22 protein-coding genes are annotated in these 25,782 nt (G+C 62.7%); 9 read left to right on the top strand and 13 right to left on the bottom strand.

Annotation, left to right across the window (positions count from 1 at the left end; translation table 11 throughout):
- Positions 1-15 precede the first annotated feature (15 nt).
- Positions 16-474, bottom strand: coding sequence for a cytochrome P460 family protein (locus GOB94_RS10070; protein WP_182275797.1), 459 nt, complete (start codon positions 472-474; stop codon positions 16-18).
- The gene (locus tag GOB94_RS10065; protein ID WP_182275796.1) at positions 471-1,400 is read right to left on the bottom strand and encodes a cytochrome P460 family protein; all 930 of its coding nucleotides are present in this window, start codon (positions 1,398-1,400) and stop codon (positions 471-473) included. Before GOB94_RS10065 ends, GOB94_RS10070 begins: the two co-directional genes overlap by 4 nt.
- 110 nt (positions 1,401-1,510) lie before the next feature.
- On the opposite strand from GOB94_RS10065, the gene GOB94_RS10060 reads away from it, so the two are divergent.
- Entirely contained in the window at positions 1,511-1,945 is a 435-nt protein-coding gene (locus GOB94_RS10060; RefSeq protein WP_182275795.1) for a 2Fe-2S iron-sulfur cluster-binding protein, read from the top strand.
- 74 nt (positions 1,946-2,019) lie between these two features.
- Here the strand turns inward: GOB94_RS10060 and GOB94_RS10055 are convergent, their stop codons facing one another.
- The 3 genes from GOB94_RS10055 to GOB94_RS10045 form a co-directional block, all read right to left on the bottom strand.
- Positions 2,020-2,901: a PDZ domain-containing protein gene (locus tag GOB94_RS10055; protein ID WP_182275794.1), complete on the bottom strand. Its 882-nt coding sequence runs from the start codon at positions 2,899-2,901 to the stop codon at positions 2,020-2,022.
- A 21-nt stretch (positions 2,902-2,922) separates the two neighbouring features.
- The gene (locus GOB94_RS10050) at positions 2,923-3,888 is read right to left on the bottom strand and encodes a HEAT repeat domain-containing protein (RefSeq protein WP_182275793.1); all 966 of its coding nucleotides are present in this window, start codon (positions 3,886-3,888) and stop codon (positions 2,923-2,925) included.
- Between the two features lie 142 nt (positions 3,889-4,030).
- A complete protein-coding gene (locus GOB94_RS10045) occupies positions 4,031-4,681 on the bottom strand; it encodes a sigma-70 family RNA polymerase sigma factor (RefSeq protein ID WP_182275792.1) in 651 nt (216 codons plus the stop codon).
- Between the two features lie 818 nt (positions 4,682-5,499).
- Between GOB94_RS10045 and GOB94_RS10040 the strand changes: the two genes are divergently transcribed.
- From GOB94_RS10040 to GOB94_RS10025, 4 genes are all read left to right on the top strand, one after another.
- Complete coding sequence (locus tag GOB94_RS10040; protein WP_182275791.1) at positions 5,500-6,222, top strand: ribonuclease HI family protein; 723 nt, start codon at positions 5,500-5,502, stop codon at positions 6,220-6,222.
- 48 nt (positions 6,223-6,270) lie between these two features.
- Positions 6,271-7,092, top strand: coding sequence for a hypothetical protein (locus GOB94_RS10035; RefSeq protein WP_182275790.1), 822 nt, complete (start codon positions 6,271-6,273; stop codon positions 7,090-7,092).
- A 155-nt stretch (positions 7,093-7,247) separates the two neighbouring features.
- Positions 7,248-8,810 carry a TolC family protein gene (locus GOB94_RS10030; protein ID WP_182275789.1) on the top strand — a complete coding sequence of 521 codons (1,563 nt, stop codon included), beginning with the start codon at positions 7,248-7,250 and terminating at the stop codon, positions 8,808-8,810.
- A 352-nt stretch (positions 8,811-9,162) separates the two neighbouring features.
- Positions 9,163-10,758 carry a hypothetical protein gene (locus GOB94_RS10025; RefSeq protein WP_182275788.1) on the top strand — a complete coding sequence of 532 codons (1,596 nt, stop codon included), beginning with the start codon at positions 9,163-9,165 and terminating at the stop codon, positions 10,756-10,758.
- On the opposite strand, the gene GOB94_RS10020 is transcribed toward GOB94_RS10025, so the two are convergent.
- Together GOB94_RS10020 and GOB94_RS10015 are read right to left on the bottom strand one after the other, a co-directional pair.
- Positions 10,759-11,130, bottom strand: coding sequence for a gamma-glutamylcyclotransferase family protein (locus GOB94_RS10020; protein ID WP_182275787.1), 372 nt, complete (start codon positions 11,128-11,130; stop codon positions 10,759-10,761). It abuts the gene before it with no gap.
- Between the two features lie 49 nt (positions 11,131-11,179).
- On the bottom strand, positions 11,180-12,439 hold the full coding sequence (locus GOB94_RS10015; protein WP_255483831.1) for a glycosyltransferase: 1,260 nt from the start codon (positions 12,437-12,439) through the stop codon (positions 11,180-11,182).
- A gap of 122 nt (positions 12,440-12,561) precedes the next feature.
- On the opposite strand from GOB94_RS10015, the gene GOB94_RS10010 reads away from it, so the two are divergent.
- Positions 12,562-13,113, top strand: coding sequence for a hypothetical protein (locus GOB94_RS10010; protein ID WP_182275786.1), 552 nt, complete (start codon positions 12,562-12,564; stop codon positions 13,111-13,113).
- Between the two features lie 908 nt (positions 13,114-14,021).
- Here the strand turns inward: GOB94_RS10010 and GOB94_RS10005 are convergent.
- The 6 genes from GOB94_RS10005 to GOB94_RS09980 form a co-directional block, all read right to left on the bottom strand.
- A complete protein-coding gene (locus tag GOB94_RS10005; RefSeq protein WP_220464913.1) occupies positions 14,022-14,603 on the bottom strand; it encodes a Swt1 family HEPN domain-containing protein in 582 nt (193 codons plus the stop codon).
- Positions 14,593-15,207 (bottom strand): DUF5343 domain-containing protein, encoded by a 615-nt coding sequence (locus GOB94_RS10000; RefSeq protein ID WP_182275785.1) that lies wholly within the window; start codon positions 15,205-15,207, stop codon positions 14,593-14,595. The genes GOB94_RS10005 and GOB94_RS10000 overlap by 11 nt, the downstream gene beginning before the upstream one ends.
- A 113-nt stretch (positions 15,208-15,320) precedes the next feature.
- On the bottom strand, positions 15,321-16,193 hold the full coding sequence (locus GOB94_RS09995) for a TIGR03435 family protein (protein WP_182275784.1): 873 nt from the start codon (positions 16,191-16,193) through the stop codon (positions 15,321-15,323).
- A 178-nt stretch (positions 16,194-16,371) separates the two neighbouring features.
- Complete coding sequence (locus GOB94_RS09990) at positions 16,372-17,358, bottom strand: TIGR00730 family Rossman fold protein (protein ID WP_255483829.1); 987 nt, start codon at positions 17,356-17,358, stop codon at positions 16,372-16,374.
- 61 nt (positions 17,359-17,419) lie between these two features.
- The gene (locus tag GOB94_RS09985) at positions 17,420-17,737 is read right to left on the bottom strand and encodes a hypothetical protein (protein ID WP_255483828.1); all 318 of its coding nucleotides are present in this window, start codon (positions 17,735-17,737) and stop codon (positions 17,420-17,422) included.
- A 139-nt stretch (positions 17,738-17,876) separates the two neighbouring features.
- Complete coding sequence (locus GOB94_RS09980; protein WP_220464912.1) at positions 17,877-19,541, bottom strand: hypothetical protein; 1,665 nt, start codon at positions 19,539-19,541, stop codon at positions 17,877-17,879.
- A gap of 88 nt (positions 19,542-19,629) precedes the next feature.
- Here GOB94_RS09980 and GOB94_RS09975 point away from each other — a divergent pair, with 88 nt between their 5' ends.
- The 3 genes from GOB94_RS09975 to GOB94_RS09965 are packed head-to-tail and all read left to right on the top strand — an operon-like array spanning position 19,630 to position 25,781.
- The gene (locus tag GOB94_RS09975) at positions 19,630-21,723 is read left to right on the top strand and encodes an ABC-F family ATP-binding cassette domain-containing protein (protein WP_182275782.1); all 2,094 of its coding nucleotides are present in this window, start codon (positions 19,630-19,632) and stop codon (positions 21,721-21,723) included.
- Between the two features lie 32 nt (positions 21,724-21,755).
- Positions 21,756-22,688 carry a ketopantoate reductase family protein gene (locus GOB94_RS09970; RefSeq protein WP_182275781.1) on the top strand — a complete coding sequence of 311 codons (933 nt, stop codon included), beginning with the start codon at positions 21,756-21,758 and terminating at the stop codon, positions 22,686-22,688.
- A 36-nt stretch (positions 22,689-22,724) separates the two neighbouring features.
- Positions 22,725-25,781, top strand: a complete 3,057-nt coding sequence (locus GOB94_RS09965; RefSeq protein WP_255483826.1) for a phosphoenolpyruvate carboxylase — start codon at positions 22,725-22,727, stop codon at positions 25,779-25,781.
- Position 25,782 lies beyond the last annotated feature (1 nt).

Genomic DNA, 25,782 nt, shown 5'->3' with positions numbered 1-25,782 from the left:
GATTGTAGAAAGCGCCTACGGCAGCGCCGCAGCCTTCATCGCAGCAATCACCGCCCCGCGGTCCTGCGCCCCTGCCTGCTCCACCATCGGACTCCCCGCAAACTCGCGATACCTCATTCCACTCGCACCAAACTCCACAAACTCCACCTGCAACGGCCCATCAGGAATCCTCGCCCCAAACCAGTGCGGATCATCCTTCTGCCGCCACATCACCAGCCCCAGCACCGCACCCGCTGGATAGCTCTGCCCCGCACGCGCCGCAGCCACCGCAGCATCATTCCCAAACAAAGTCGACGTCGTCCCCGCACCACGATCCACCATCGTCGTCAGCGGCTTCCACTGCATCACCGGATACGGCAGTCCCACATCCACCATCGCCGCATCGTTATACAGATCGCTCGCCGCCGTCTGCTTCTTCTGACACCCCGCCACCATCACCAAACAAATCATCACCGCCATGACGCGCAGCTTCATCGTCCCACCTCCCGCGCAATCGGCATCGAGTACACAAAATCGTTGTCCCGCATCGGCGCATGGCACCCCGTACACTCGCGATCAAAGTGCGCGTCCGCACCATACGGCTTCAGCGCGTCGCCCTTGTACCGCGCATACCCCCAACCCTGCGTCGCGGCATACTTCTGCGCATCCTTCACCATGAACTCCACCTGAACAAACTTGCCCGCGGACACATGCCCCTGCCCATCATCCGAGGACGCCATCGTAATCTTCGCAAACACGCTCCCATCCGGCCACGGACTAATCTTCCGCTGCTCCGCCGCACGAATCGCCACATCATTCCCCGTAATGATCCGCATCGTATGGTTGTCGCCACGGTCCGTCGTGCTGATCACCTTCCAGTCGCGATAGTCAGGAAAATAAGGCACCCCATTCAGCGATAACGAAGCCGCCCCCTTTCGCTCACCGAAACTCGGCACACTCACCGGCGCAGCGGCACTCGCGGCCACAGGAGCAAACGGCGCGAGCCACGTCTTCAGCACCGCCAGCTCCTCCGGCGTCACACCCGCCTCGCGATGCACCGCCAGATACTGCGGCAGCGGCATCGCCCCCAGTTGAATCATATTCACGGCTTCAAACAGCTCCGCACGCTGCGCCGCCACAGGCTTCGTTCCCAGTTCAGAAAAGTTCAAATGCGCCCGAGCCTCGCGCACGTCCTTCGCCACCATCCAATATGCAGGCTCCACCTGGTCAAACCACGCCAGCTGCGGAGCATCGCTATGGCACGCATAACACCGCCGCTGCAAAATCGCCCGCACCTCCGGTGGAGCGGCAATCTCCGCCTGAGACCCCGCAGGCTTGCCCAGCGACGGCCTCACCGCCTGCATCGCCACTCCCAGTACAAACACAACTCCCAGCACAACAATCCATCGCGGCGCGCGCATAGCCCTTTCTCCATTCCTTACAACGGTATGACAAATGTATGCCCTGTAACGTTACGGCCTCTCTTATCTTCGGCGGCGATCATCGCCCGCGCGCTAAAATGAACACTGACATGTCCGTACCCGATCCCAACTCGCTCCCCGAAGTCGACCTCTCCAAGCCACCCGCCGACAACATCGTTCGCGTGACCTTCGAGCCCGAAAACAAGACCGTCGAATTCGTCCACGACACCATGCCCTACGACGGCCACGGCCTGCCCAACAGCTTCCTCGACGTCGCCGAAAACTACGGCATCTTCCTCGACCACGCCTGTGGCGGTGTCGCGGCCTGCACCACCTGCCACATCTTCCTCAAGAAGGGTGCCGAAGGCGTCTCCGAGGCCGAAGACCTCGAGCTCGACCGCCTCGACATGGCCCCCGGCCTGCAGCTCAACAGCCGCCTCGGCTGCCAGTGCGTCATTGAAAAGCCAGGCACCTACGTCGTAGAAATCCCCGCCTGGAACAAGAACTACGTGCAGGAAGGCAAGCCCGCCACCGCCGTCAAGTAACAAGACAGTAGTGATAAGTGAGTAGTGGTAAGTGCGTTTGCGCTTCTCACTACTCACTACTGTCTACTCTCTACTCACTGCCACTCAAACATCTGCGGCCACTCCACCATCGAGTGGTGCCGCGCCTCCGGCGTCAGCGACACCGTAATCTCATGGTGGTCTCGCAGCACGCTCAGCGCCATGCTCTGTCCCTGCGCCGCCTTCAGCCGCTTTTCCCAGTCGCTCGCCTTCTTCAGCGGCACCGAGTTCGCCCGCAGCAGCACATCCCCTGCCCGCAGCCCGCAAAACGCCGCAGGCGAGTCCGGCGCCACCCGCTGCACCAGCAAACCAAACCCCTGCGAGTCCCCAAAGAACTCCGCCAGCTGCGGCTCCATCGTCTGCAGCGCCAGCCCCGTAAACGGAGCCAGGTGCAGCACCGTCCCAATAAAGCTCCGGTTGTTCGCCGCCTTGCCCGTCGGCGCAGCAGGCTCAGGAGGATCGCCTGCCGAAAAATCCTCCACCGGAGGATCGGCCTCCTCCAGCGCCGTGTCCTGCGCCACCCGCGCGCGCACCGTCCGCTCCACCACCATGCGATCGGCAATCGTCACCGACACCTTCATCGTCTGCCCATCGCGCAGCACCACAAGCGTCACACCCACGCCCGGCGCGGTCTCATGGATCATCTTGCTCAAGGCATCCGCATTCGCAATCGCCGTCCCATTCAAGCTCACCAGGATGTCATGCGGCCGCAGCCCTGCCTTGCCTGCCGGCCCATCATGGTCCACCAGCAGCACCTCTACCCCATGTCCGCTCGCATCATGGAACCCCACACCCAGGTACCCCGGCGGATGCGCCGCCGGCCCCCGCGCCGCGCGCCCATGCCCAGAACCATTCGCATGGCCCTTCGCCGCCACCGCCGGCCCACACACCAGCAGCAACCCCAGCAATCCTGTTCCGATCTCGACTCTGCGCCTCATCACCACCAGCACGTCCTGCGCCTACTCGATATCGGCTGCGCCCTGCAGCACCTGGAACGATGCGTTCCGAATCGCCGGGTTCGCATCCTGCGACGACACCGTGCGCAACACCTGCCGCACGCTCGAATCTCCCTCCACCGGCTGCAACATCGACACCGCCTGCGACCGCACATCCGCGCTCTTGTCCCGCATCAGCGCATCCAGCACCGCATCGCGGACCTGCTCGTCCTCGCCCACATAAGGCTGCAGCCCATTCAGCGCCTTCAGCCGCACCGCCGAACTCTTGTCGTAACGAAGCTCCGTCAACAGCGCCGTCCTCAACTCGCTCGCGCCGTCCGCGCCGTCCACGCAGTTGTGCGTCGTGCGGCACGCATCCGCCATCAGGCTCACGCTCGTCGCGTGCACTTCGTTGTTCTCCGCCAGCTGCGTACCCAGCATCAGCAACTGCCGAATCTGCGGGTCATCCAGCGACCCCTGCACCATCTCCGGCACCACGCGGTTGTACTTCACCTGCACCACATCGCTGTTCGGCGTCTGCACAATGCCGCTTACGCTGGCAATCGTCCCGCCGTTCGGGCTTGAAAGAATCATCGGCGACGGCAGCTTCGGCTCACGCGCCGCCTGGTATCGCGCCACAAAGTTGCCGCCCAGGAAACCCACACCCACCAGCAACGTCGTCAACGCCGGCGCTCCCTGCATAAAGCCCAGCCAGCGAAACGCATTGCCCCAGAAGCGCTGCCCCACACTGCGCTCCGGCATCATATCCAGCGCCTCGTCCAGCCGCATCCGCGAGGACGCCAGCAGGTTCGGCGAAGGCTCCACCATCGGTACAGCCGCCAGCTCCTCCTGCAGGGCCAGCATCGCGTTCCACTCGCGGCGGCACTCCTCGCAAAGGTTCAGGTGCTGTTCTAAAGCAAAGTGCAACTCGTCCGGTAGCTCGCCATACTGCGCGAGAAGAATATTCTGTTGCGCGTTCTCACACTTCATATGCGTACCTCAAAACCAGCCTCGAAAGCATTTCCCTGTGTAACCGGACAGGCGGCTCTGTGGCCGCTCTCCCCTTCAACCGAGCCGCGAGCCGAAATCCCGACCTGTAAAGTTCCGTTTCACGCTCTTGCTACTCCCTGCTTCATCGAACTTCCGCCAACCGTGCCCGCAGCTTCCGCGTCGCCCGGAATAACGTGTTTTTAGCTGTCTCCTCTGTCGTCGATAGCATCTCGCCGATCGTTCTCAACTTCAGTCCCTGGTAGTGCTTCAGTTCAAACACCATGCGCTCCCGCGGCGTCAGCTCGTCCAGCGCACTCTGGATCGCAATGCCCATGTTCTTCCGCTCCAGCTCCCGCGCCGGGTTGGCCATCGCGCGTTCGTCCTGCACGCTCGCCATCAGGTCCAGCTCTTCGCCGGAGCCATCCAGCACCGTCGCCGGGTCTTCCCTGCGGCTCTTCCGCCGCCGCAGCTGATCGAGACAAAGGTTCGTCACAATCCGGTACAGCCACGTATAAAACGAGCACTCGAACCGGAAGTTCGACAGGTGGCGATACGCCTTGATGAACGCCTCCTGGTGCACATCCTGGGCGTCCTGCTCATTGCCCAGCATGTGCAGCGCCAGCCGCAGCACACTGCGGTCGTACCGCCGAACCAGCGCATCGAACGCCATCCGCTCCCCGGCCTGCGCTGCGCGAATCAGGTCATCGTCTTCGGCGCGCTGCTGCTGCCGTGCCTCGACCTGATCGGCCGTCAGCTTTCCGCGTATCCCGGTCTGTGCAGCGGTGCGTGGCATCACTGCAGTCGATTTTACTGCCAACCCCGCGCCTTCGGTCTCCAGAAGGCCCAAAGCAAAGGGACTGGGACGTCTCCTACCCACATGAATCGAGTCGGGGGCCCCATCACGCACTAACGCGATCGCGTCGCTGCTGCTCATTTGTTTTCTGACTCCGGAGTCAGGGTAACTACACTCCCATAGACGAAGCCCCGGTTACGAAGGTGAGCAACCACCTTCCCCTCATGGCCCAAAGCTCACCACTCATGGCTTCTGGCTCATAGCTCACAGCCCATGGCTCACAGCTCAAACACCCTTTTTTCCGCTGGAGGAAACCCAGACTTCAGACACCCCGAGCTTCCAGCTAACCCAAGCTTCAGGCTCGGCGAGCTTCCAGGGGTACCCCGAGCCTTCAGGCTCGGGTCTCATAATGCTGTGAGGAAAAGAAAGGGGCTCCAGCCCAACGTATGCCTCCACGCTGTCAACCCCTACCGAGGCCCTCATCCACTCCAACCCCAGCAATCCAAACCGCTTACGCCCTAAAACCAAAAACACTTTCTCCACCACCCACCTTCTATACTGGAAGCAGGAAACAAAACTGGCTCACTGGCAACTGGTTAACTGGCAACTGAAAGCCGCAACCCCGGCCCCCGGCACAATCTGCCCCTAACCCCAATCTTTCCCATATCATACCCGTAACTATATACAGAATCAGTCACTTACCCCCGGTATCACCCCGTAAGTTGCTGATTCCACTAGATCCCTCTGCTACATAGGGTGGGAGGGGGTATCCCGCCCGCCACCGCAGAACCAACAGCTCCAGCCGCTAAACTGACCTCATGCCGACTGCCAGCCTCTTCCGCGACGACTCCACCTCCAGCACCGAAGGCTGGGTCACCGCCCACTGCGACGGCGGCGCCCGCGGCAACCCCGGCCCCGCCGGCTTCGGCGCCGTCTTCACCGACGCCAGCGGTCACAAGCTAGCCGAGCTCTCCGAGTTCCTCGGCCACCGCACCAACAACTTCGCCGAGTACTCCGGCCTCCTCGGCTGCCTCGCCTGGGCCCTCCAGCACAACCACCGCCGCCTCCGCGTCGTCTCCGACTCCGAGCTCATGGTCAACCAGATCAAGGGCCGCTACAAGGTCAACTCCCCCGACCTCCGCCCCCTGTGGGAGGAGGCCCGCCGCCGCATCGCCCAGCTCGAAGCCTTCGAGATCACCCACGCCCTCCGCCACAAGAACAAAGACGCCGACCGCCTCGCCAACGAGGCCATGGACCGCGGCACCGGCCGCGCGCCAGCGCAAAATCAAGCCCGCCCCGCCGCAGGCCCACCCGACCGCAACCAGCCAAAGCCAACAGTAGTCCGCCCAACCACAGAAGTGTCATCTCGACCGGAGCGCAGCGCAGTGGAGAGACCTGCGTCACCCCCCGCCACAAAGGCCCCCGCAGCAGCTAGGCCCGCAGCCCAGATGCTCCGCGGCTTCACCCGCGACGGCCAGATCCACCTCCTCGGCGGCGCTTCGCTCCCCGACGGCATCTTCGTCAAAATCATCCCCGAATAACCCTGGCAAGCGACGATCCCACCTCACGCCTGCATCCTAACCATTTGTATGCACGGGCCTAGGTCGATCTCCCCTTTCGTCTCCAGCCTCATCCTCCTCGCGGCAGCCACGCTGCTCAACCTGCCTCTGCATGCGCAGGACGCCCGCCAGATCGTCCGCGAGGCCGTCAACTCCGAGCTCACCGCCAGCCACGACGACCACAGCAACTGGATGTATCGCGACGAGGACGACTCCCACGGCCATCACGCCACCTACAACGCCATCGAAACCCCGCAGGGCGAACTCCGCCGCCTCATCGCCCTCAATGGCGACCCACTCTCGCCCTCAGCCGAGCAGCAGGAACTCAACCGCATCCGCACCTTCCTCAACAGCCCCAGCGCCCAGGCCAAGGCCCGCCGCGACGGCGAACACGACGACGCCCAGGCCACCCGCTTCCTCCACATGCTCCCCGAAGCCTTCATCTGGACCATCGTCAGCCAGACGCCGCAGCTCACCACGCTCCGCTACGAGCCCGATCCCAGCTTCTCCCCGCCCAGCATGGAGGCCCGCGTCCTCGCCGCCATGGCCGGCGAGATGGTCATCGCCCGCGACGGCGACCGCATTCAGTCCCTCCGCGGCCGCCTCACTCATGACGTCCTCTTCGGCTTCGGCATCTTCGGCCGCATGAACGCCGGCGGCACCTTCTCCGTCCAGCGCCGCCCCGTCGCCCCCGGCCACTGGGAGATCACCGAGAACCACGTCCACATCGGCGGCCACGTCCTGCTCTTCAAGAGCATCAGCCAGAACGCCGACGAGGTGAAGACCGGCTGGCGGCCCTCCCCCGACAAGACCCTCGCCGACGCCGCTCAGGATCTCGGCGTCCAGCCATAACCGCACCGAATCTGAGGCAACAAACCAACTTCACTGCCTTTTATTGCACCATTTCGCATCCCGGCACCACACATGGCAATCTAAAGACACAGATACGAGACCGGAACCCGATAGAGCCAGTGAAGATACGGAATACTAAAGAGCCAGTGAAGAAGATGACTTCCAAATGGAACCTGCTGGGCCTCGCAGCCGCTGCGGCGCTGCTGAGCACGGCCACCAGCGCCGCGCAAAAGCCCAGCCACAAGGCCGACCAGAACCTGCCCTCCGCACCCAGCGCCGTGCTCACCGCGGAGCACCTATCTGCCGAGCAGCGCTCGCAGCTCGATGAGACCCTCGGCCGCCCCGCCGGCAACGGCTTCAAGCTCTCCTTCGCCACGCAGACCATTCGCAACGGCTTGACCATGGAGTTGCCCAAGGATGACCCCATTGACCTCTCACTCGACGACGCCATCTCGCTCGGCCTCGACCGCAACATCCGCCTCAAGTACGACCGCGCCAACCAGACCTCCGTGCGCGGCCTCACACTCAGCGTCGTCAACGCGCTTATCCCGAACCTCAGCCTGAACGCCAGCAGCAACGCGCAGGAGATCAACCTCGCGGCACTCGGCTTCAAACCCTCGCTCTTCAGCCAGTTCGCCAGCACCGGCCTGCTTCCTCCGGGTTACACGGCACCCGCCGTCGTCAAGGTCAACACCACTCAGGCCAACGTCGCCATGAGCCAGGTCTTATTCAACATGACCGACTTCGAGCTCTACCGCGGCACCACCAACGAGACCAACGTCGTCGATCTGCAGACCCTCACCGACCGCGGTGACGTCGTTCTCGCCGTCGGCTCGCTCTACCTGCAGGTCCTCGGCGATGAGGCCAACGTCACTAACACCACCGCGCAGGAGCAGTCCTCCAAGACCCTCTACGAGCAGGCCGTCGCGCGCCAGAACGCCGGCGTCGGCGTCCGTCTCGACACTCTCCGCTCGCAGGTCGACTACCAGCAGCGCCAGCAGGACCATCTCAACGCCATCAACATCCTCGCCAAGGACAAGATCCAGCTCGCTCGCGTCCTCGGCATCCCCGCTGGGCAGGCGATCAACCTCACCGACAAGGCTCCGTTCCAGGAGCTCGCCGCCGAAGACCTCGCCACTGCGAAGCAGACCGCCTACGCGCACCGTAAGGACTACCTCAGCCTTCTCCAGCAGGACAAGCTCGACCACCACATCACGCGCGCCGTCCGCTACCAGCGCCTGCCAGCCCTGGCCTTCAACGGCAACTACGGCGTCATCGGCATCACCAACGGTAACTACCACGGCGACTTCACCGCCGAAGGCAGCCTCACCTTCCCCATCTTCAATGAGGCCAACCAGCGCGGCCAGCAAGAGGTCGCCGAAGCCCAGCTTATGGCCGTTGTGCAGCAGGAGCGCAGCCTCCGCGACACCATCGACGCCCAGATCCGCTCCGCCATGCTCGACGTCCACGCCGCCGACGAGCTCGTCAAAGTCGCCCAGAGCAACGTCGACCTCGCGAAGCAGGAGCTCTCCGACGAGCAGGACCGCTTCAGCGCCGGTGTCGACGACAGCCTTCCCGTGGTCGACGCCGAAGCCGACGTCACCAGCGCACAGGCCCAGCTCGTGCAGTCGCTCTACCAGTACAACGTCGCCAAGCTGCAGCTCGCCCGCAACACCGGCGTCATCGAAACCCGCTACCGCACCTACCTCGGCCACTAGCAGCCTCTTTTGGCTTGTCTCTTTGGCTTGTCATTCCCGCAGGGAATCTGCGTCTGTTCTTGCCGTTGCCTGTTTTCCCCTGCGTCCTCTGCGCGCTTCTCCTCTGCACCCTCTGCGTTCCCGCTTTTGCCGCAGCGAGAGCCGAAGGCGCGAGCGTACCCCGGAGGGAGCAGGGGCCTTCAGGCCCCTGAATAGAACGCAAATAAAGAGGGCTTCAGCCCCGGCCTTCCCGCAGCCCTCGACTCCTACCGCGAGCGTGGCGAGTTTCACGCCTTCGTCAGCGCTTCGCCCGCCTTCTCGCGTAGCATCGAAGTAGTCGCTGGTGAGACCGTCGAACGCGACAACTTCGTCTATGCCGATCTTCTCTCCGTTCTCTCGCACTCTGCTTCGCACTAGCGTCCTGCTGGCTGCCGTCATCCTCGCCAGCGCCAACGTCCTCGCGCAGACCCTCGCACGCCCCGGCTGGGCTGGCTCCGGCATGACCACAGAGAGCTGGTGGCGCAACGGCGTCTTCTATCACATCGACGTTCGCGGCTTCCAGGACTCCAACGGCGACGGCACCGGCGACCTCGCGGGCATCGCCAACCGCATGCAGTACCTCCAGACCCTCGGCGTCGACGCCATCGTCCTCGACAACCTTGGCGACCCCGCCCACTCCGACGCTGGCTTCGCGGACATCCTCCGCGCCGCGCTCCCGCGCCACATCCGCGTCCTCGTCATGCTCAGCGACACACCCAATGACAGCGACGACAACGTAGCCGCCCAGGCACGCCTCTGGCTCACCCGCGGCGCTGCCGGCATCTACCTCCGCAGCACCCGCTCCACGCAGGAGGTTGCACCGCTCCTCCACCTCATCCGCAAGCTCACCGACGGCTTCCCCGGCTCCCGCATTCTGCTCTCCCAGACCGCCACCAACCCCGCTCCCAGCTCCATCCGCACCATCGACCTCGACGACTCCACGCCGCACACCTCCCGCTCCACCGTCAGCTACCTCAACGGCGCGCAGCTCACCGCCGTCCCGCTCGAGCTCACCAACGCCACCGCGAAGACCATCCGCGCCGCGCTCAACGGCATCAACGGCAGCAGTTCCGCCTCGCTCTTCCTCACTGAGGAGATGTTTTCCACCAAAGAGATCCTCGCACCCGCCAACCGCGCTGCACTCGACGGCCGCCGCCGCGCCTTCGCCCTCGTCCTGCTCGCCTCACGTGGCGGCGCAGCCATGCGCTACGGGCAGGAGATCGGCATGTTCCCCACCGAGATCGCCGCCGACGCACCCATCATGCAGTGGACACCCACCAACATCACCACCCCGCCCAAACCATCACCTGCACCAGAATCCAAGCCGCACTCCGCGCCCACACCCATCCCCACCCGTAGCGACGTCTACGGCACCTACAAGCCCTATGTCCCGCAACCCCTCAAGCTGCCCAAACCGCCCGGCGAAGAAGGCGCGCCCGCCCCCACAACAACCGTCACAGCCGCTCCCATCGACATCGCTCCTCCAGTTGGCCCCAATGAACTCCCCGGCTTCACCACCGGCAAGCTCCCCGGGCCCTTGGAGGCCGACGCCGATAAGCTCAACGTAGCCACCGAAAACGCCGATCCCGACTCGCTCCTCAACCTCTACCGCCGCCTCATCCAGCTCCACCACGGCTACCCCAGCCTCCGCAACGGCCAGGAGGTCCTGCTCGACTTCGACGGCCTCGGCGCGCTCGTCTGGGTCCGCCAGCCTAACCCCGGCTCCGGCTCCACCGCGGTCATCGCCGTCTGCAACCTCTCCGGCGCGCCACTGCATCTCTCGCTCGACCAGGAGCTCACGCAGCACCACATCCACACCGGCTCGCTGCGCAACCTGCTCTCCAACATCGCCACCCCACTCTCCGTGCAGGACACCGGCAACCTCACCCTGCCCGCCTACGGCGTCTTCCTCGGTGAGCTCTACCACTAACTAGCGCGGCAGCTGCACGTGCACAGGCAGCGGCCAGTTGTAGACATACACCCAGCACCGCAGCTCAGACCCATCCTGCAGCGTCGCCAGCGTCTCCACGCGCCGGAACAAACTCCCCACAGGATCGTCCGCCCGATAGTCCTCATACGCATCCAGCATCGCCAGCGTCTCCGCATCATCCGGCAGCGCAAACACCGCACCCTCGGCGCGCGAGCTCTCATCCAGCACCACACCGGGATACGGCCCCAGCTCAAACCGCCGCCCACGGACCCACCCCACTCCCACTAGCCTCAGCCGTCGCGCAACCTCCGCAATCTCTCGCGGCGCCCGCTCCGGATGCAGCGTTCCATAGACGAACAACAGCTCATCCATCCATCACGCTCCGTTGCAACCTCGTTCCCGCCCGCCGTCCGACAACAGCCTACCCTGCCACGCGCGTCCGCGCCTCGGCCGGCAGTCTCTGCTCGCGCACCAGCGACCGCGGATACTCCGCCACCACCCGCGAAAACACCGCGTCCCACGAGCACTGCATCGCATGCTCCCGCGCCGCCGCCCGCATCGCCGCCATCTGTTCCGGAGCCGCCACAATCCCCACAATCGCCGCCGCGAACTCCTCGTCGCGCGCAACGCGCCCCGTCTCGCCATCGCGCACAATCGTCGCCGGGCCGCCATTCGGAGTCACCACCGCCGGCACGCCGCTCGCCAGCGCCTCCAGCACCACATTCCCAAACGTGTCCGTGTGCGAAGGGAACACAAACACATCCATATTCGCGTAAGCCTCCGCCAGCGCCTCGCCGCGCAGCACACCGGCCATCGTCACATTCTTCAGGCTTCCGCGCAGCATCTCGTCCTCGGAGCCATGGCCTACGATCAGCCACTTTGCATTGATCCCACGCTCGCGCAGCGCCGCATCTACCTTCGGCAGCAGCGCCACGTTCTTCTCCACCGAAAGCCGCCCCACAAACCCCAGCACAATCTCACGATCATCCTTCGCCCGCGTCCGATGCACCGGCGAAAACACATCCGTCTCCACCCCGCGCTGCATCAGGTGGCACGGCCTTCCCGTCTCTTTCTCCAGCAGCGAGCACAGTCCTGGATTCGGCGCATACAGCACCTTCGCCAGCCGGTAGAACCAGCTCGTCGCATCTAGCGTCCAGTCCTCGACGTGCTCCTCCACCTTCCGCCCCATCCGCGCGCTCAGCCGCCGTGTCAGCCAAGTCATTCGCCGAGCCGCATACTCATGCACATTCGTATGCCAGCTCGCCACCAGCGGAATCTTCAGCTGCCACGCAAAGTACGCCCCAAAGATCCCCAGTTCGCTCGGCCCCGTAATGTGGATCACCTCCGGCCGAAAGCTCCTCACCGTCTCCGAGATCGTATTCGAGTACCGGAAGAATAGCGGATCGAAGTACAGATCGCGCTCCAGCTGCACCGCCAGCGGGCTCCGCCCTAGCTCCAGCGCCCGCACCGACCCCTCCGCCTTGCACAGCCGCGTCTTCTGCCCCGCGCGAACGCACAGCATCGGCAAGCCCTGCCGCTTCGCAAACGCCGCAAAGTTGCGGCTCGTATGCGCCACGCCGTTCACCTCGTGGAAGCTGTCAGGAAAGTACGCGACCCGCGGATACACAGGCCTCTCATCCTTCTGATACACACGCTCATCGGCTATAGGCAACGGCATCATGCGCCTACAGCCTACGCGCGCGACTACCACGCCTGCCCCAAAGGACATTGAATTCTCAACTCTTCTGTGGAAACTCCCTTGATTCTCACACCTGTTTCACACCGCTGTCCTACACTCGTTACATGATCGGGCCTGACGAGCTTCGCTCCGAGCCTCTCCACGCCGCGCTCGCGGACATCGTCTGCCGCCCCATCACCAACCTGCTCGGCGCCTGGAACTGGAAGGCCGCCTCCATCAGCGTCTTCATCCGCGCCTGCGTCTTCTTCTCCACCAACCTGCGCGACGGCACCGGCTCCGCCCTGCGCGCCAGCCTCGTAGAAGCCGGCTTCGCCATCTTCGCCGCCGGCACCATGGCCGCCGTCACCCAGCGAGTCCGCCACGCACGCCCCGTCTGGGCCACCGGCCTCGTCGTCTGGCTCGGCCTGCCCTCCGTCCTGCTCTGCTTCCAGACAGCCGTCCACACCCTCTTCGGCACGCAGCACATGAAGGCCGGCCTCATCTTCAGCTTCTGCATGGCAGCCATGGGCTCCGGCTTCAACTGGTTCGCCCAGCGCCGCGGAGTCCTCGTCACCGGCCCCGAGTCCACCGGCGGCGACTTCAAAGCCCTCCCCGGAGTCCTCCGCGACTTCCTCCTAGCCGCCCCCCGAGCCCTCTTCAGCCGCACCACCTCCTGACCCCGACGCCGCCTCGAACTTTGCTTTCGCTTACCCACCCAGAATTGTCGTCTCGACCAAAGCATCGCAGCTTTACCGCGATGCGCAGCGGAGAGACCTGCGTCTACAGTAGCGAGAGCCGCAGGCGCGAGCTTACCCCAGGAGGTATCAGGCCCCTGATACCGACGCCCCAACACGAAGGGGCTCCAGCCCCGGGCCTTTCGCTTATTCAGCCCACAAAATAAATACCCGGTTTAGTCAACGGTAAGGCTTCCTCATTCAAGAGCACCTTTCCAATCTTGCCCCTGCACCCAAAGGACGAACAAGATATCGGCGAATGTCAACTCCGACAAGAGCGTCTGCAGGGACTGATCTCTCCTGCTTCGAGGGAACCTTATTCCAATTTCGCCCATGCACCCAATAGGACGGAGGATATTTGCGGGAACGATGAGAGGTGAGGATCGGCCTTTTGATCCTTCTCCTCTCATCGTTGCCGTGAATATCCTCCGTGCAACAGACAAACTACACATCCCGTAAACGTCAATTCCCACAACGGCGTTTATCGGGAGTTCGTTCCAAGTTCGCTTGGAAAGAGTTCTTCTTGGTCCTCGGGAGGTTTTCGCGACGTTGGAGGCGAATGCTTGAGAAAACCATTGTTCAATGCATAGGCTTTTCCACGGCCATGAGCCTTGCCCCTACAACCTTTGCAATTGCAATCTTTTCTTGACTCGGGGTTGCCCGCATAGCACTGGTGGGCGCAATAGTATCGCCGCAGAAGCGGATCTGGCCGCCCTGTGGCAGATGGAACACGCTCACGCTTGATCCTTGATTTGTCTGCCATAACTAAGAAAAAGCTAACGCGAATACCACTCATCTGGAGTGAGGAAGACGAGAACGTGTCTATGAGGATTTATCAGATGCCCGGTGTGCTAAAGACCGATCACACGGTTCCAATCCGCGATGTACATGTAGATTCGTTGAAATTCGCTAGGCAACAGCATTCTGTTATGAGCGATAAAGTTCCGACATTTCTCAAGCTCATCCATGCGCTGTTTCAACCAATGCTGCGTTGGAATGACGTTTTTGAAAATCTCCCATTTCGCGACGATGATCTGCGCCAGTTGGCCAAAATCGACAAAACCGAGCAAATCGGATTTCTCGCCTTCGAGCCAAGAATCCTTCAAAGCCATCTCTCGCCTTGACTCCGCGTGTTCCTTTATCTTCGGAGGTAGTTTGTCGATCCAGTCTTGGCCTTCTTTTTCCACGAGTGCCTCGCGAATGAAGTCGCGGATTTCGTTTTCAAAACAGAACAAAACGGCAAAGAGGCGAGCCATTTCTAGTGCATTATTCCGCCTGGCTATGCCGAAGGGCGCAAGCGCTTCCTTTAGAAGATTCTCTTCAGCCTCGGTGGAATCTGCGCCAATCTGAATGCCAGCTAAACGAAACCTTTCAGATTCAGCCTCAAACATAAGGCCACGGAATAAAAAATCTCTGACCTCACTATTTCTCAAAGAGGTGCTCCTTCAGAGACTTAAAAATGGAATTGTAGACCTCTACATCTTTGGTCGCTGGCAGATGGATTTGGATGTTGTAGTGCAAACCTGACACGCCGTGCCCATCTAGCTGTGAAGGTGCTTGAATCTCTACTTGCGCTTTCTTATCTTGTTCTTTCGCTGCTGGCGTGTTTCCAGCTTTCTTTGAGAGGTCGGCCAAGCCGAGTAGGCCCATGAATGTCTTCGTCATCAGCCCAGCTACGTTCTCGCTGGCATTATGGAAGCTCTTGAACTTCCCTTCAATTGCATCTTTATCAGATTGAGCTGGATGCTCTTTGATAAGGAAAATATCGCCGTAGGCATCACGAAGAGCCTCAGCCATGACCAACTTTGAGCGGGAATGATCACGGTAATCGTTATAGCGTTGAGTAGGTTTGCCCTCCGAAGATAGAAATCCAAGCGATTTCAAAAGGGGTATGAAAGCACGATCATTGGTAGAGGTGAATCCCCAATCCTTTAGAAGTTGATTGGAAAATCTTTCAGGTGCTTGTCCGTCTCGAATTTTGTTGAAGATATCAGGAATTCGATTGGTAGGCTGCACATACGAATTGCTCAGTGCCATAACATCCTCACAAAATGGTTTTGGGTGACGGCGGCAATGATACCATCCACACGCCTCACCTTAAGGGGCACAACTTCAGTAACGATATGTCGTCATGTCGGTAGTTACCCCGCCTAATTCGCCTCAGGCTTCTGCGCCGAATCCACCACCAGCGTCTCCACTGGCCCCTTGTCCGGAACCAGCTTCAACCCCAACTGGTCTTGGACCGCTGTGAAGACAGAAGGCGCATCGGAGTTGTCCCCGCCGGGCGCTCCATCGTCCGGGCGCCCATCCTGGCTATAGTGCAGAGTAATGTCATACACCCCCGTCAGCCCCGTCTTGTCATTCACCGGCTTGCCCACCGCATTCCCCAGTTGGCTCGCCAGCGACCGCACCTCCACGCCCGTCCCCTCGTACATCCCGGAACCGAACCGCATAAACCCCTTCTTGTACTTGTCAGGGTTCGCCCGCTCCTCTTCTTCCGAAGGCGCCGCAATCGCCGTCGACGCCTTCAACTTCGGCCCGCCCTTGTCCACCACCAGGTCATACACCGGCAGCGTCTTCGTCTCCGTATGCGCCTTCAACTGAAAGCGCTCCTCCAGCAGCTTCTGCAGCATCTCGCGCCGCTGCGCCACGCTCAGCTTCTTATAGGCGGCAACATCATCGCTGCTCACCTTCGCCGTCAGGTCGAACGTGGAGTCCTTCATCCATCCGCTCAACCCCGACACCTGGTACGGCTTCAGGTCCCACGCGCTGCAGATCATCTGCTCCAGCGCCAGATTCACCAGGCTCAGCCCATCCGCCGTCATCTGCCACGACATCATCCGGTCCGCCGCCGGATGCGGCTTCACCACCGCTACGTCCCACTGCGGCAGCGGCCCCGCCGCCGCCGTTTCATGCCCCGGGTCCACATCGGAGATCGTCGGTAGCTGCGCCCGCACCGGCACCGCCATCAGCAAAAACGCCACCACCCCTGCAGCAACACATCCCATCCGCCGTTTCGTCATCCGCGCTCCTCTTGACACACCCATTACAATAGAAGTGTAGGAACAACCCGGCCCAGGCCGGGTTTCGTCATCTCAGCCTCTTTCAAAGAAAACCGGGATCAGACCTTCACAAGTCCCCTCCCAACCCCAATCTCCTCAAGACCTTCGATCAAAAAGTACCCGGGGGGAGGGGTGGGGGTTAGGATCGCGTCTTCGCGATATCCGGTCCCAGGATCTCCTGCGCGCTGGCTTCCGGTTCATCCGGAACATCGGCCACCCCCGTCGGCTCCACGCCACCCAGATGGTTTTTCGTCAGCCCATCTTTCAAGATCGCAAACGCCTGCTCCGGAGTATCCGCAAACTGGAACAGCTCCAGGTCCTTCACCGCGATCGCGCCCTTCTCCGCCAGCATCTCCAGGTTGATCACGTTCTTCCAGTAGTCAGTCCCGTAGATCACGATGGTGATCTCCTTCGCCAGCTTGTGAGTCTGGTCCAGCGTCAGCAGCTCGAACATCTCATCCAGCGTCCCAAACCCGCCCGGAAACACCACCAGCGCCTTCGCCAGGTATGCAAACCAGTACTTCCTCATGAAGAAGTAGTGGAAGTTCAGGTTCAGCGCCGGCGTAATGTAAGGGTTCGGCATCTGCTCAAATGGCAGCTTGATGTTCAGCCCGATCGTCTTCCCACCGGCCTCATACGCCCCGCGATTGGCCGCCTCCATAATCCCCGGCCCCCCACCCGACGTAATCACAAACCGGTGCCGCCGTCCCGGCAATTTCTTCGTCCACTCCGTCATCAGCCGCGCCAGCTTGCGAGCATCTTCGTAGTACCGCGCCATCTCCACTGCGGCAATCGCGCGATTGCGCTTCAGCTCGGTCGGCTCTGCCTCATCGCCGCGGGCAGGCTGTTCATCCGCCGGCGCGCGCTGCACCGACCCTGTGTTTTCCAGCAGCTCTAACTCATGGCTCGCCACATCCATCGCATGGAACCGCGCCGACCCGAAGAACACCACCGTGTCCTGTATCCGTTCACGCCGAAACCGGCTCATCGGCTCGTAGTACTCCGCCATAATGCGCAGCATCCGCGCATCCGGCGAGTTCAGGAACTCGGAGTTCTCATACGCCAGGTCGGCGCTCTCCAGCGGCTTCGGGTCAACAGGAAGGTTCGGCATCACAGGACTAGACATAAGACAGCTATTGTCTCTCTTCCACGACCGAATTCCCAACTGCATTCATCGCTCGCAGCAGTTATCCGCGAAAGTCCCTGTAGTGCAACAGCTCGCTCACCCCGATCCAGATGTCGATCAGCCCCAGCCCGCTCACCAGCCCGCGCAACCAACCCTGCTGCACAACCACATCGACCATCGGATGCGCCATCACCCACCCATTCTCGCTCCAATAACGTGGCGACCACGGCAGCACCGCCAGCAGCCCTCCGATATAGAAGCAGAACAACACCAGCACCACCAGGCTCAGCCTCTGCAGCCACACCGGCGCGGCCGCCGGACCGGCATGGGCCATGCTCCGCTGCGGAATCTCCGGTACTGTCTCTTGCTCGGCTGCCATCGGGGTCACAAGGGGAGAGACTCACCCCACCCCTCCACGTTAGCAGGGCACCCCACCCCCTGTCTCGGAAGCAGAGGAGTAAAGAAGCAGAGAGTAGAAGACGAAGGGTGCAGCCACACACCTTCTACTGCTAACTCCTCTACTGCTTTCTCTTCTCCATCTGCGCTGCCATCTGGTCGGCTGTCAGCTTGCTGTCATGCAGCCCAATCTTGTAGTCCCCATTCACACCGTCAACCGAGATCGGCAGCTCCAACCCAGCACCGTTCTTCGCAAAAATCGGGTCGAACGGCTTCAGCAGCGCCGACTTCCACCCTGTCACCATCTGCGACGCCTTCGCATCCGTCCGCACATGTCCGTCGAACTCGAACGTGTGTGTGTTCAGCGCATACACCCCCTTCATCTGCACATGCGCACCGGGCAGCTCGTACTGAATGGACTCCGCTTTCAGCATCCCGCCGCCCATCACAAACTGAACCGTCATCTGCGACGCCACCTCCGCCTTGCTGTCATGTGCTGCATCCTTTACGTCCTTCGGCTTACCCTGCGCGCGCATGCTCAACCCATCCACCTTGTCCTGCAGCGGCTTGCTCGTGAACTCCACACCTGTAATCGTCACCGTCCCCGCCAGCTGCAGCTTGTCAGCCACGCTTATCTTTCCCGGGGGGATATGCAACTTCGCCTGCATCGTCATCGCACCACGCATCAACGGCTGATCAGCCTTCACCGCAAGGTTCAGCATGTCTTCGATGCGTCCATGCGGCATGTTCACCGTCAGCGTAATGTCATGCCCTAAATTCTGCCGAGTACCCACATTGGTTTCTTCACCCTGCGACAACTTCACCCGTGCCACCGTCCCACTCGCCGTAAACGCAGAGCTCCCCAGCACCGCCTGCACAGGCGCCAGCGTTGTGTCTCCAGTCGTGCCATCCACAAACGCGTGGAACGTCGTCTTCAGTGGCAGCGCACGCCCGCGGCCCTCCAGCGCAAAGTCCGGCACATACGTCGTCCCATCCACCGTGATGTTCCCCAGCACTCCCGCAAAGTGCCCTGTCGAATCCAGCATCCCCTTGATGCCCTTGATCGTGCTCAGGTCAGCATGCGTGAACGTGTACTGTCCGTTCACCGCCGTATCGCGCGGAGACTCCGCATTCCACGGCCCGAAGTTGCCAAACGCATGAATCCTTCCCATTGGCTTCGGATTGATCAGGTCCGCCTGATACTCAAAAGGCTTGTCCGCGCCAAAGTCATTTAGTACCAGGTTGTTGATCTGAAACTCCAGCGGCTCTTTCCCCGGCTTGTCTGTATCGATCACCAGCAGCGCATCGTCGCACACAACCTTGCCCACCGTCAGCTTCACCGCGGGCTTGTGCGCCTTGCCCATCACCACCGTGTGCATCGAGTGCGGCGGAATGTGCATCTCCAGCCCCTGCACATGGATCAGGTTCACCCGCGCCCTCAGATGCAGCAGGTCATCCATCGACGCATGGAACGAAAATCGGTCGATCTTCACCAGCGGCTTGTGCGACCCCTGCTCCGGCAGTAGCCGCAGCCCATGCCCCTGCACCTGCAACCCACGCACCACGCTCACCGTCAGCCCATCCAGCTCCACCGGCTCATGGAACCGCTCTTCCAGCGTGTCGATTACCGCGTGACGCAGCAGCGGCTCCGCATGGTGCGCCACATACTCTGCCGTAATCAGCAGCCCCATCCCCACCACCAGCACCGCCACAACAACAGCGCGCACCCACCCACGCCGCCACAACGAGCGCCGCTCCGGCACCACTTCCTCGTCCATGCCTGTCATCGGGCCCGTACTCCCTTCAAACTCCATACGATGCGCCCTGTAACCCCCGCGTTACACGCCCCGCACCCGTAGTGCGAAAATAGAAGCAATGCTGCAACTCTCCGGCGCCGGAAAACGCTTCGGCCACAAGCTCCTCTTTGAAGATGTCAACTGGCTCGTCACGCCCAACGAGCGCACCGGCCTCGTCGGCGGCAACGGCACAGGCAAGTCCACCCTGCTCAAGATCCTCGCCGGCATCGAAGGCCTCGACTACGGCCAGCGCACCCACATCAGGGGCATGACCATCGGCTATCTGCCCCAGGACGGCCTCGCCCTCCGCGGCAAAACCGTCTTCGACGAGTGCCTCTCCGTCTTCGACGAACTCCGCGCCATGGAGACCGAAGCCGAGCAGCTTACCCACGTCCTCTCTGACGCCGACCCCAAATCCCGCGAGTACGCCGCCGCCGCCGACCGCTACTCCGAGATCTCCGAACTCCTCCTCCACCACGATATCTACACCCTCGACGCGCAGGTCGGCGCCGTCCTCGGCGGCCTCGGCTTCAGCAAAGAGGACTGGTCACGCAAGACCGAAGAGTTCTCCGGTGGCTGGCAGATGCGCATCTCGCTCGCCAAGCTTCTTCTGCAGAAGCCCAGCTTGCTGCTTTTGGACGAGCCCACCAACCACCTCGACCTCGAATCCCGCAACTGGCTCGAAAACTATCTCCAGACCTACGAAAACGCCTTCATCCTCATCTCGCACGACCGCTATTTCCTTGACCAGACCGTCGCCAAGACCGTCGAGGTCTGGAACAAGCACATGCACGTCTACCACGGCAACTACTCCAAGTTCCTCACGTTGAAGGAGGAGCGCCGCACCCAGATCATGGCCGCGTACAAGAACCAGCGCGAGCGCATCGAAGACCTCGAGGCCTTCATCAACCGTTTCCGCGCCCAGGCCACCAAGGCCAAGCAGGTGCAGTCGCGCATTAAGGAGCTTGAAAAGATCGTCCGCATCGAGGTGCCTGAAGAGGAAGCCACCATCCACTTCAGCTTCCCGCAGCCTCCAGCCAGCGGCCGCACTGTCATCGAGGTCTCACACCTCACCAAGATCTACCCGATGCCCCCGTCGGTCGTGAACCCGCTCGGTGGTAACAAAACCATCCTCGACGACGTCTCCTTCACCATCGAGCGCGGCGACCGCATCGCCCTCGTGGGAGCCAACGGCGCAGGCAAATCCACCATGATCCGGATGCTCTCCGGCCTTGAGGACCCCACCTCCGGCACTATCAAGCTCGGCTACAACGTCCTCGCCGACTACTTCGCGCAGGACCAGTACAAGGTCCTCGACCCCAACGCCGTCATGCTCGACGACATCACCGGCTCCAACCCCAAAGTCGACGTCGTCACCCTGCGCTCGCTTCTCGGCTGCTTCATGTTCTCCGGCGACGACGTCTTCAAAAAACTCGGCGTCCTCTCCGGCGGCGAGCGCAACCGCTACGCGATGGCCAAGATGCTCGTCTCGCCCGCCAACTTCATCCTCCTCGACGAGCCCACGAACCATCTCGATCTCCGCGCCAAAGACGTCCTCCTCGAAGCCATCCGCGACTTCACCGGCACCGTCCTCTTCGTCTCCCACGACCGCTACTTCATCGACGGCCTCGCCACCCGCGTCTTCGAGGTCGAAGACCGCCGCGTGCACATCTATCCCGGCAACTACGAGGACTACCTCTTCCGCAAAGGCGGCGGCACCGAAAAGATCGCCGAAGCAGCCGCCGCGAACCCGCACATCGACCACGCCACCGGCATGTTCAAACCCAGCAAGCAGGTCGGTACGGCCACCGACACGTCTGTCACCACCCCCACCACAGATGTGTCATCTCGACCGGAGGTGGAGCGCAGCGGAGACGGCGCGGAGAGATCTGCGTCTGGGACCACCACCGAACCCAAACCCCCGATCAAGCGCCTTAACCCCATCAAGCTCAAGCAGCTCGAAGACCGCGTAGCCGCCATCGAAGAAGAGCTCCCCAACCTCGAAGCCCGCATCCAGACCGCCGAGCAGCAGCAATCCAGCTACACCACCGCCGAAGCCGCCGTCTCCCTCGCCGCCGAGCTCGACCAGCTACGCGACCAACACGCCGCCCGCACCGCCGAGTGGGAGCAACTCGCCACCCAACTCGAAGAACAACTCTCCGCCACCACCTAACGCACTTTTCTCTACTCCTTTACTCTCTACCTATGAGAACTCTCGTCATCGGAGCCGGAGCCGTCGGTGGTTACTTCGGCGCGCGCCTCGCCGCCGCAGGCCGCGACATCACCTTCCTCGTCCGCAAACACCGCGCCGATCAGCTCCGCACCAACGGCCTCCACGTCATCAGTCCCCAAGGCAACGTCGACATCGACCAACCCAAACTCCTCCTCGCCGCCGACCTCGCCGCGCATCCCACGCCCTTCGACCTCATCCTCCTCAGCACCAAGGCTTACTCCCTCGACAGCGCGATGAACGACTTCGCCCCCGCTATCGGCCCCAACACCGTCATCCTGCCGCTGCTCAACGGCATGGCTCACCTCGACGCGCTCGACGCCCGCTTCAGCCCCGCGCGTGTCCTCGGCGGCAGCACCCGCATCGTCGCCGACGTCGACACCAACGGCACCATCCACTCCATGGAAGCCCTCCACGACCTCAACTTCGGCGAACGCGACAAATCCGTCACGCCACGCATCGAAGCCATCCAAACCGAACTCTCCAACGCCGGCTTCGAAGCCAAACTCCAGCCCGACATCCTCGCCTTCATGTGGTCCAAGTGGGTCTTCCTAGCCGCTCTCGGAGCCACCACCTGCCTCCTGCGCGGCTCCATCGGCCAAATAGCCAGCGCTCCCGGCGGCCTCGCCACCGCGCAAGGCATCCTCAACGAAACCGCCGCCATCGCCGCCGCCAACGGCTACCCCACATCCGCGCCCTTCCTCGAGCACACCACCGCGCGCCTGCTGCAGCCCGGCTCCACCCTCACCGCCAGCATGTACCGAGACATGATGCGCGGCGCCCCCGTCGAAGCCGACCATATCCTCGGCAACCTCATCGCCCGCAGCCACACCCACAACGTCCCCGCCCCGCTCCTCACCGCCGCCCACGCGATGCTCAGCGTCTACTCCGCAAACCGGCCGCAATAACCTCACGCGGCACGAGTCCCATAGAATGAGTCCAGTATGCCTTCTCTCTGGACACCGGTCAGCTGGACCGAGCGCCTCGCCGAACTCGAAGCCCGCTCCGGCGGCGCCAGCAGCGCGCCCCATAGCGCCCCCGACCTCAAAGACCGCCCCCTCCGCCGCGACATCCGCTCCCTCGCCACTCTTCTCGGCCAGGTCCTCCGCGAGCAGGCCGGCGACGCCCTCTTCCAAACCGTCGAATCCCTCCGCCGCACCGCCATCGCTCGACGCGAGTCCGACGGCCGCTCCGACCTCCCCGCCGCGCTCAAGCACCTCGAAGCCGCCGAGTCGCTCACCCACCGCGCCGCGGCCGACCCCACCACCGCCTACCGCCTCGCCCGCGCCTTCGCCTTCTACTTCGAGCTCATCAACCTCGCCGAAACCAACCACCGCAAGCGCCGCCGCCGCGCCTCCCTGCTCGACGCCAACACCCCGCCGCAGCGCGGCAGCCTCCGCGGCACCCTGCGCCGCCTCCGCGAATCCGGCCGTTCCCGCCAGGAGGCACTCGCTCTCCTCGCGCGCATCTGCATCATCCCGGTCTTCACCGCGCATCCCACTGAGGTCGCCCGCCGCAGCGTCATGTTCAAACGCCGCCGCATCTCCGACCTCCTCGAAACCCTCGACAACATCCCGCTCCCCGCCGCCGAGCTCGACACCATCCAGGACAGCATCCTCGCCGAAATCACCGCCCTCTGGCAAACCGACGACGTCCGCTCCGCCCGCCCCACCGTCCGCGACGAGATCCGCATGGCCCTCGACTACTACGAGGCCAGCATCTTCGCCACGCTCCCCGCCCTCTACACCGAGATTGCCCACGCCCTCGACGCCGAATTCCCGCCCGCCGACTACCCAACCCAGGATGTGTCGGCGGAACAGAGACGCCCCGCCCATGATGTGCGAGCGGAACAGAAGCGCCCCACTCAAGAAGTGTCATCTCGACCGGAGCGCAGCGTAGCGGAGAGACCTGCATCTGAGGTCGCCACAACCGCCACCACCCTCCCCCAACTCCCCATCATGGTCCGCTTCGGCAGCTGGATCGGCGGCGACCGCGACGGCAACCCCTTCGTCACCGCAGCCACCACGGCCGAGTCGCTCGCCATGTCGCGCGACCTCCTCCTCGACTACTACCTCTCCGTCCTCTCCAACCTCTTCGAGCAGCTCGCCAGCTCCACCCGCCAGGCGCCCATCTCCGCCGCGCTGCAACAGCGCCTCGACCACTACCTCACCTTCATCCAAAGCTCCGACCGCCTCCCCACCGAGGCAGTCCGTCTGCAACTCGCCTGCATCACCTTGCGCCTCGGCGGCACGCCGCCCAGCGTCATGCTGCGCAACCTGATGCTCTCCACCACAGCCTCGCTGCCGCTCTACCGCAACGCAGCCGAGCTCCTCGAAGACCTCACCCTCCTCCGCGACTCCCTCGCCGAAAACGAAGGCGCACGCCTCGCCGAGCTCTTCATCGACCCCCTCGTCCTCAGCGTCCGCACCTTCGGCCTCTACCTCCAAACCCTCGACATCCGCCAGCACGCACGCGTCCACACCATCGCCATCGAAGAACTCGCCGCGAACAAAACATCCGAGCAGACCGAAGAAGTCCTCTCCACCTTCCGCGCCATCGCCGAGCTCAAGCAACACGCCCCCGCCGCCATCACACAATATGTCGTCTCCGGCGCCACTTGCGCGCAGGACGCCTTCAACGTCCTCGCCCTTGCTACACACGCCGGCGTCAGCGTCATCGGCGGCGAAGCCTCTAACGGAGAACACGACCCCGGCCTGCAGCCCGTCCTCCTCTTCGAGTCCATCGAAGACCTGCAGAACGCACCCCGGGTCTGTCGTGAACTGTGGCTCAGCGACACCTACAAGCCACTCCTTGCCGCCTGGCAAGGCCATCAGGAGATGATGCTCGGCTACTCCGACTCCAACAAAGACGGCGGCATGATCGCCTCCACCTGGGAGATCTGGAAGGCCCACCGCGCGCTCCACACCGTCGCCCGCGAGTGCGGCGTCACCTTGCGCCTCTTCCACGGCCGCGGCGGCACCGTCGGCCGCGGCGGCGGCCCCACGCACCGCTCCATCTATGCCCAACCCCTCGACAGCTTCTCCGGCGAGCTACGCATCACCGAGCAGGGTGAAGTCCTCAACTGGAAGTACTCTGACGTCATCCTCGCCGAGCGCAACCTCGAGCTCATGATCGCCGCCTCACTCGACGCCATCGCCCGCCCCGACATGGCGCAATCCAGCAAAGATGTGTCATCTCGACCGGAGTCCGCGCCTTTGGCGGACGGAGCGGAGAGACCTGCGGTTCGGGCCGCCACCACTCTCAACACACATTTAACTGGCGCCATCCTCCCCGCGTGGGAGTCCGCCCTCGACGAGCTCTCCGCCACCTCTTTCGCCTTCTACTGCAAACACATCGTCGAAGACCCCGAGGTCTTCATCTACTTCGAGCAGGCCACCCCCGTCGCCGAGCTCGAGCACGCCCGCATCGGTTCACGTCCTGCCAAACGCGCCGATGCCTCCGCACAAAAGCAGCGCAGCATGGCCGACCTCCGCGCCATCCCCTGGGTCTTCGGCTGGATGCAGTCGCGCCACGTCGTCCCCGCCTACTTCGGCGTCGGCCACGCGCTCGAGCAGTACATCGCCAGCCACACCGACGGCCTCACACTCCTGCAGCAGATGACGCAGAGCTTCCCGCTCTTCCTCGACATGATCCGCAACGTCGAGATGGCCCTCGCCAAAGCCGACTTCGGCATCGCAAAACTCTACGCCTCTCTCGTCGAAGACGAAGCCCTGCGCAACCGTGTCTTCACCACCCTCGAAACCGAGTTCAACCGCACCCGCCGCATGGTCCTCGCCATCACCGGCCAGACCAGGCTGCTTGAAAAGAATCTCGTCCTGTCCAACTCCGTCCGCCTGCGCAACCCCTACGTCGATCCTATGAGCCTGCTCCAGCTCGAACTTCTCCGCCGCAAGCGCGCAGGCGAAGCCAGCGAAGAGCTCGACCGCGCCATCACCGCCACCATCAACGGCATCAGCGCCGGCCTCCGCAACACCGGCTGAT

Source organism: Granulicella sp. 5B5 (assembly GCF_014083945.1).
Lineage (GTDB): Bacteria > Acidobacteriota > Terriglobia > Terriglobales > Acidobacteriaceae > Granulicella.
Note: the sequence above shows the minus strand (reverse complement) of the source record. Positions and strands in the feature narration are given on the sequence as shown.

Excerpts from the sequence above, each read along its gene's own strand:
- GOB94_RS10070 (WP_182275797.1), bottom strand. The coding sequence starts at position 474 with ATGAAGCTGCGCGTCATGGCGGTGATGATTTGTTTGGTGATGGTGGCG.
- GOB94_RS10065 (WP_182275796.1), bottom strand. The coding sequence starts at position 1,400 with ATGCGCGCGCCGCGATGGATTGTTGTGCTGGGAGTTGTGTTTGTACTG.
- GOB94_RS10060 (WP_182275795.1), top strand. The coding sequence starts at position 1,511 with ATGTCCGTACCCGATCCCAACTCGCTCCCCGAAGTCGACCTCTCCAAG.
- GOB94_RS10055 (WP_182275794.1), bottom strand. The coding sequence starts at position 2,901 with ATGAGGCGCAGAGTCGAGATCGGAACAGGATTGCTGGGGTTGCTGCTG.
- GOB94_RS10050 (WP_182275793.1), bottom strand. The coding sequence starts at position 3,888 with ATGAAGTGTGAGAACGCGCAACAGAATATTCTTCTCGCGCAGTATGGC.
- GOB94_RS10045 (WP_182275792.1), bottom strand. The coding sequence starts at position 4,681 with ATGCCACGCACCGCTGCACAGACCGGGATACGCGGAAAGCTGACGGCC.
- GOB94_RS10040 (WP_182275791.1), top strand. The coding sequence starts at position 5,500 with ATGCCGACTGCCAGCCTCTTCCGCGACGACTCCACCTCCAGCACCGAA.
- GOB94_RS10035 (WP_182275790.1), top strand. The coding sequence starts at position 6,271 with ATGCACGGGCCTAGGTCGATCTCCCCTTTCGTCTCCAGCCTCATCCTC.
- GOB94_RS10030 (WP_182275789.1), top strand. The coding sequence starts at position 7,248 with ATGACTTCCAAATGGAACCTGCTGGGCCTCGCAGCCGCTGCGGCGCTG.
- GOB94_RS10025 (WP_182275788.1), top strand. The coding sequence starts at position 9,163 with ATGCCGATCTTCTCTCCGTTCTCTCGCACTCTGCTTCGCACTAGCGTC.
- GOB94_RS10020 (WP_182275787.1), bottom strand. The coding sequence starts at position 11,130 with ATGGATGAGCTGTTGTTCGTCTATGGAACGCTGCATCCGGAGCGGGCG.
- GOB94_RS10015 (WP_255483831.1), bottom strand. The coding sequence starts at position 12,439 with ATGATGCCGTTGCCTATAGCCGATGAGCGTGTGTATCAGAAGGATGAG.
- GOB94_RS10010 (WP_182275786.1), top strand. The coding sequence starts at position 12,562 with ATGATCGGGCCTGACGAGCTTCGCTCCGAGCCTCTCCACGCCGCGCTC.
- GOB94_RS10000 (WP_182275785.1), bottom strand. The coding sequence starts at position 15,207 with ATGGCACTGAGCAATTCGTATGTGCAGCCTACCAATCGAATTCCTGAT.
- GOB94_RS09995 (WP_182275784.1), bottom strand. The coding sequence starts at position 16,193 with ATGACGAAACGGCGGATGGGATGTGTTGCTGCAGGGGTGGTGGCGTTT.
- GOB94_RS09990 (WP_255483829.1), bottom strand. The coding sequence starts at position 17,358 with ATGTCTAGTCCTGTGATGCCGAACCTTCCTGTTGACCCGAAGCCGCTG.
- GOB94_RS09985 (WP_255483828.1), bottom strand. The coding sequence starts at position 17,737 with ATGGCAGCCGAGCAAGAGACAGTACCGGAGATTCCGCAGCGGAGCATG.
- GOB94_RS09980 (WP_220464912.1), bottom strand. The coding sequence starts at position 19,541 with ATGACAGGCATGGACGAGGAAGTGGTGCCGGAGCGGCGCTCGTTGTGG.
- GOB94_RS09975 (WP_182275782.1), top strand. The coding sequence starts at position 19,630 with ATGCTGCAACTCTCCGGCGCCGGAAAACGCTTCGGCCACAAGCTCCTC.
- GOB94_RS09970 (WP_182275781.1), top strand. The coding sequence starts at position 21,756 with ATGAGAACTCTCGTCATCGGAGCCGGAGCCGTCGGTGGTTACTTCGGC.
- GOB94_RS09965 (WP_255483826.1), top strand. The coding sequence starts at position 22,725 with ATGCCTTCTCTCTGGACACCGGTCAGCTGGACCGAGCGCCTCGCCGAA.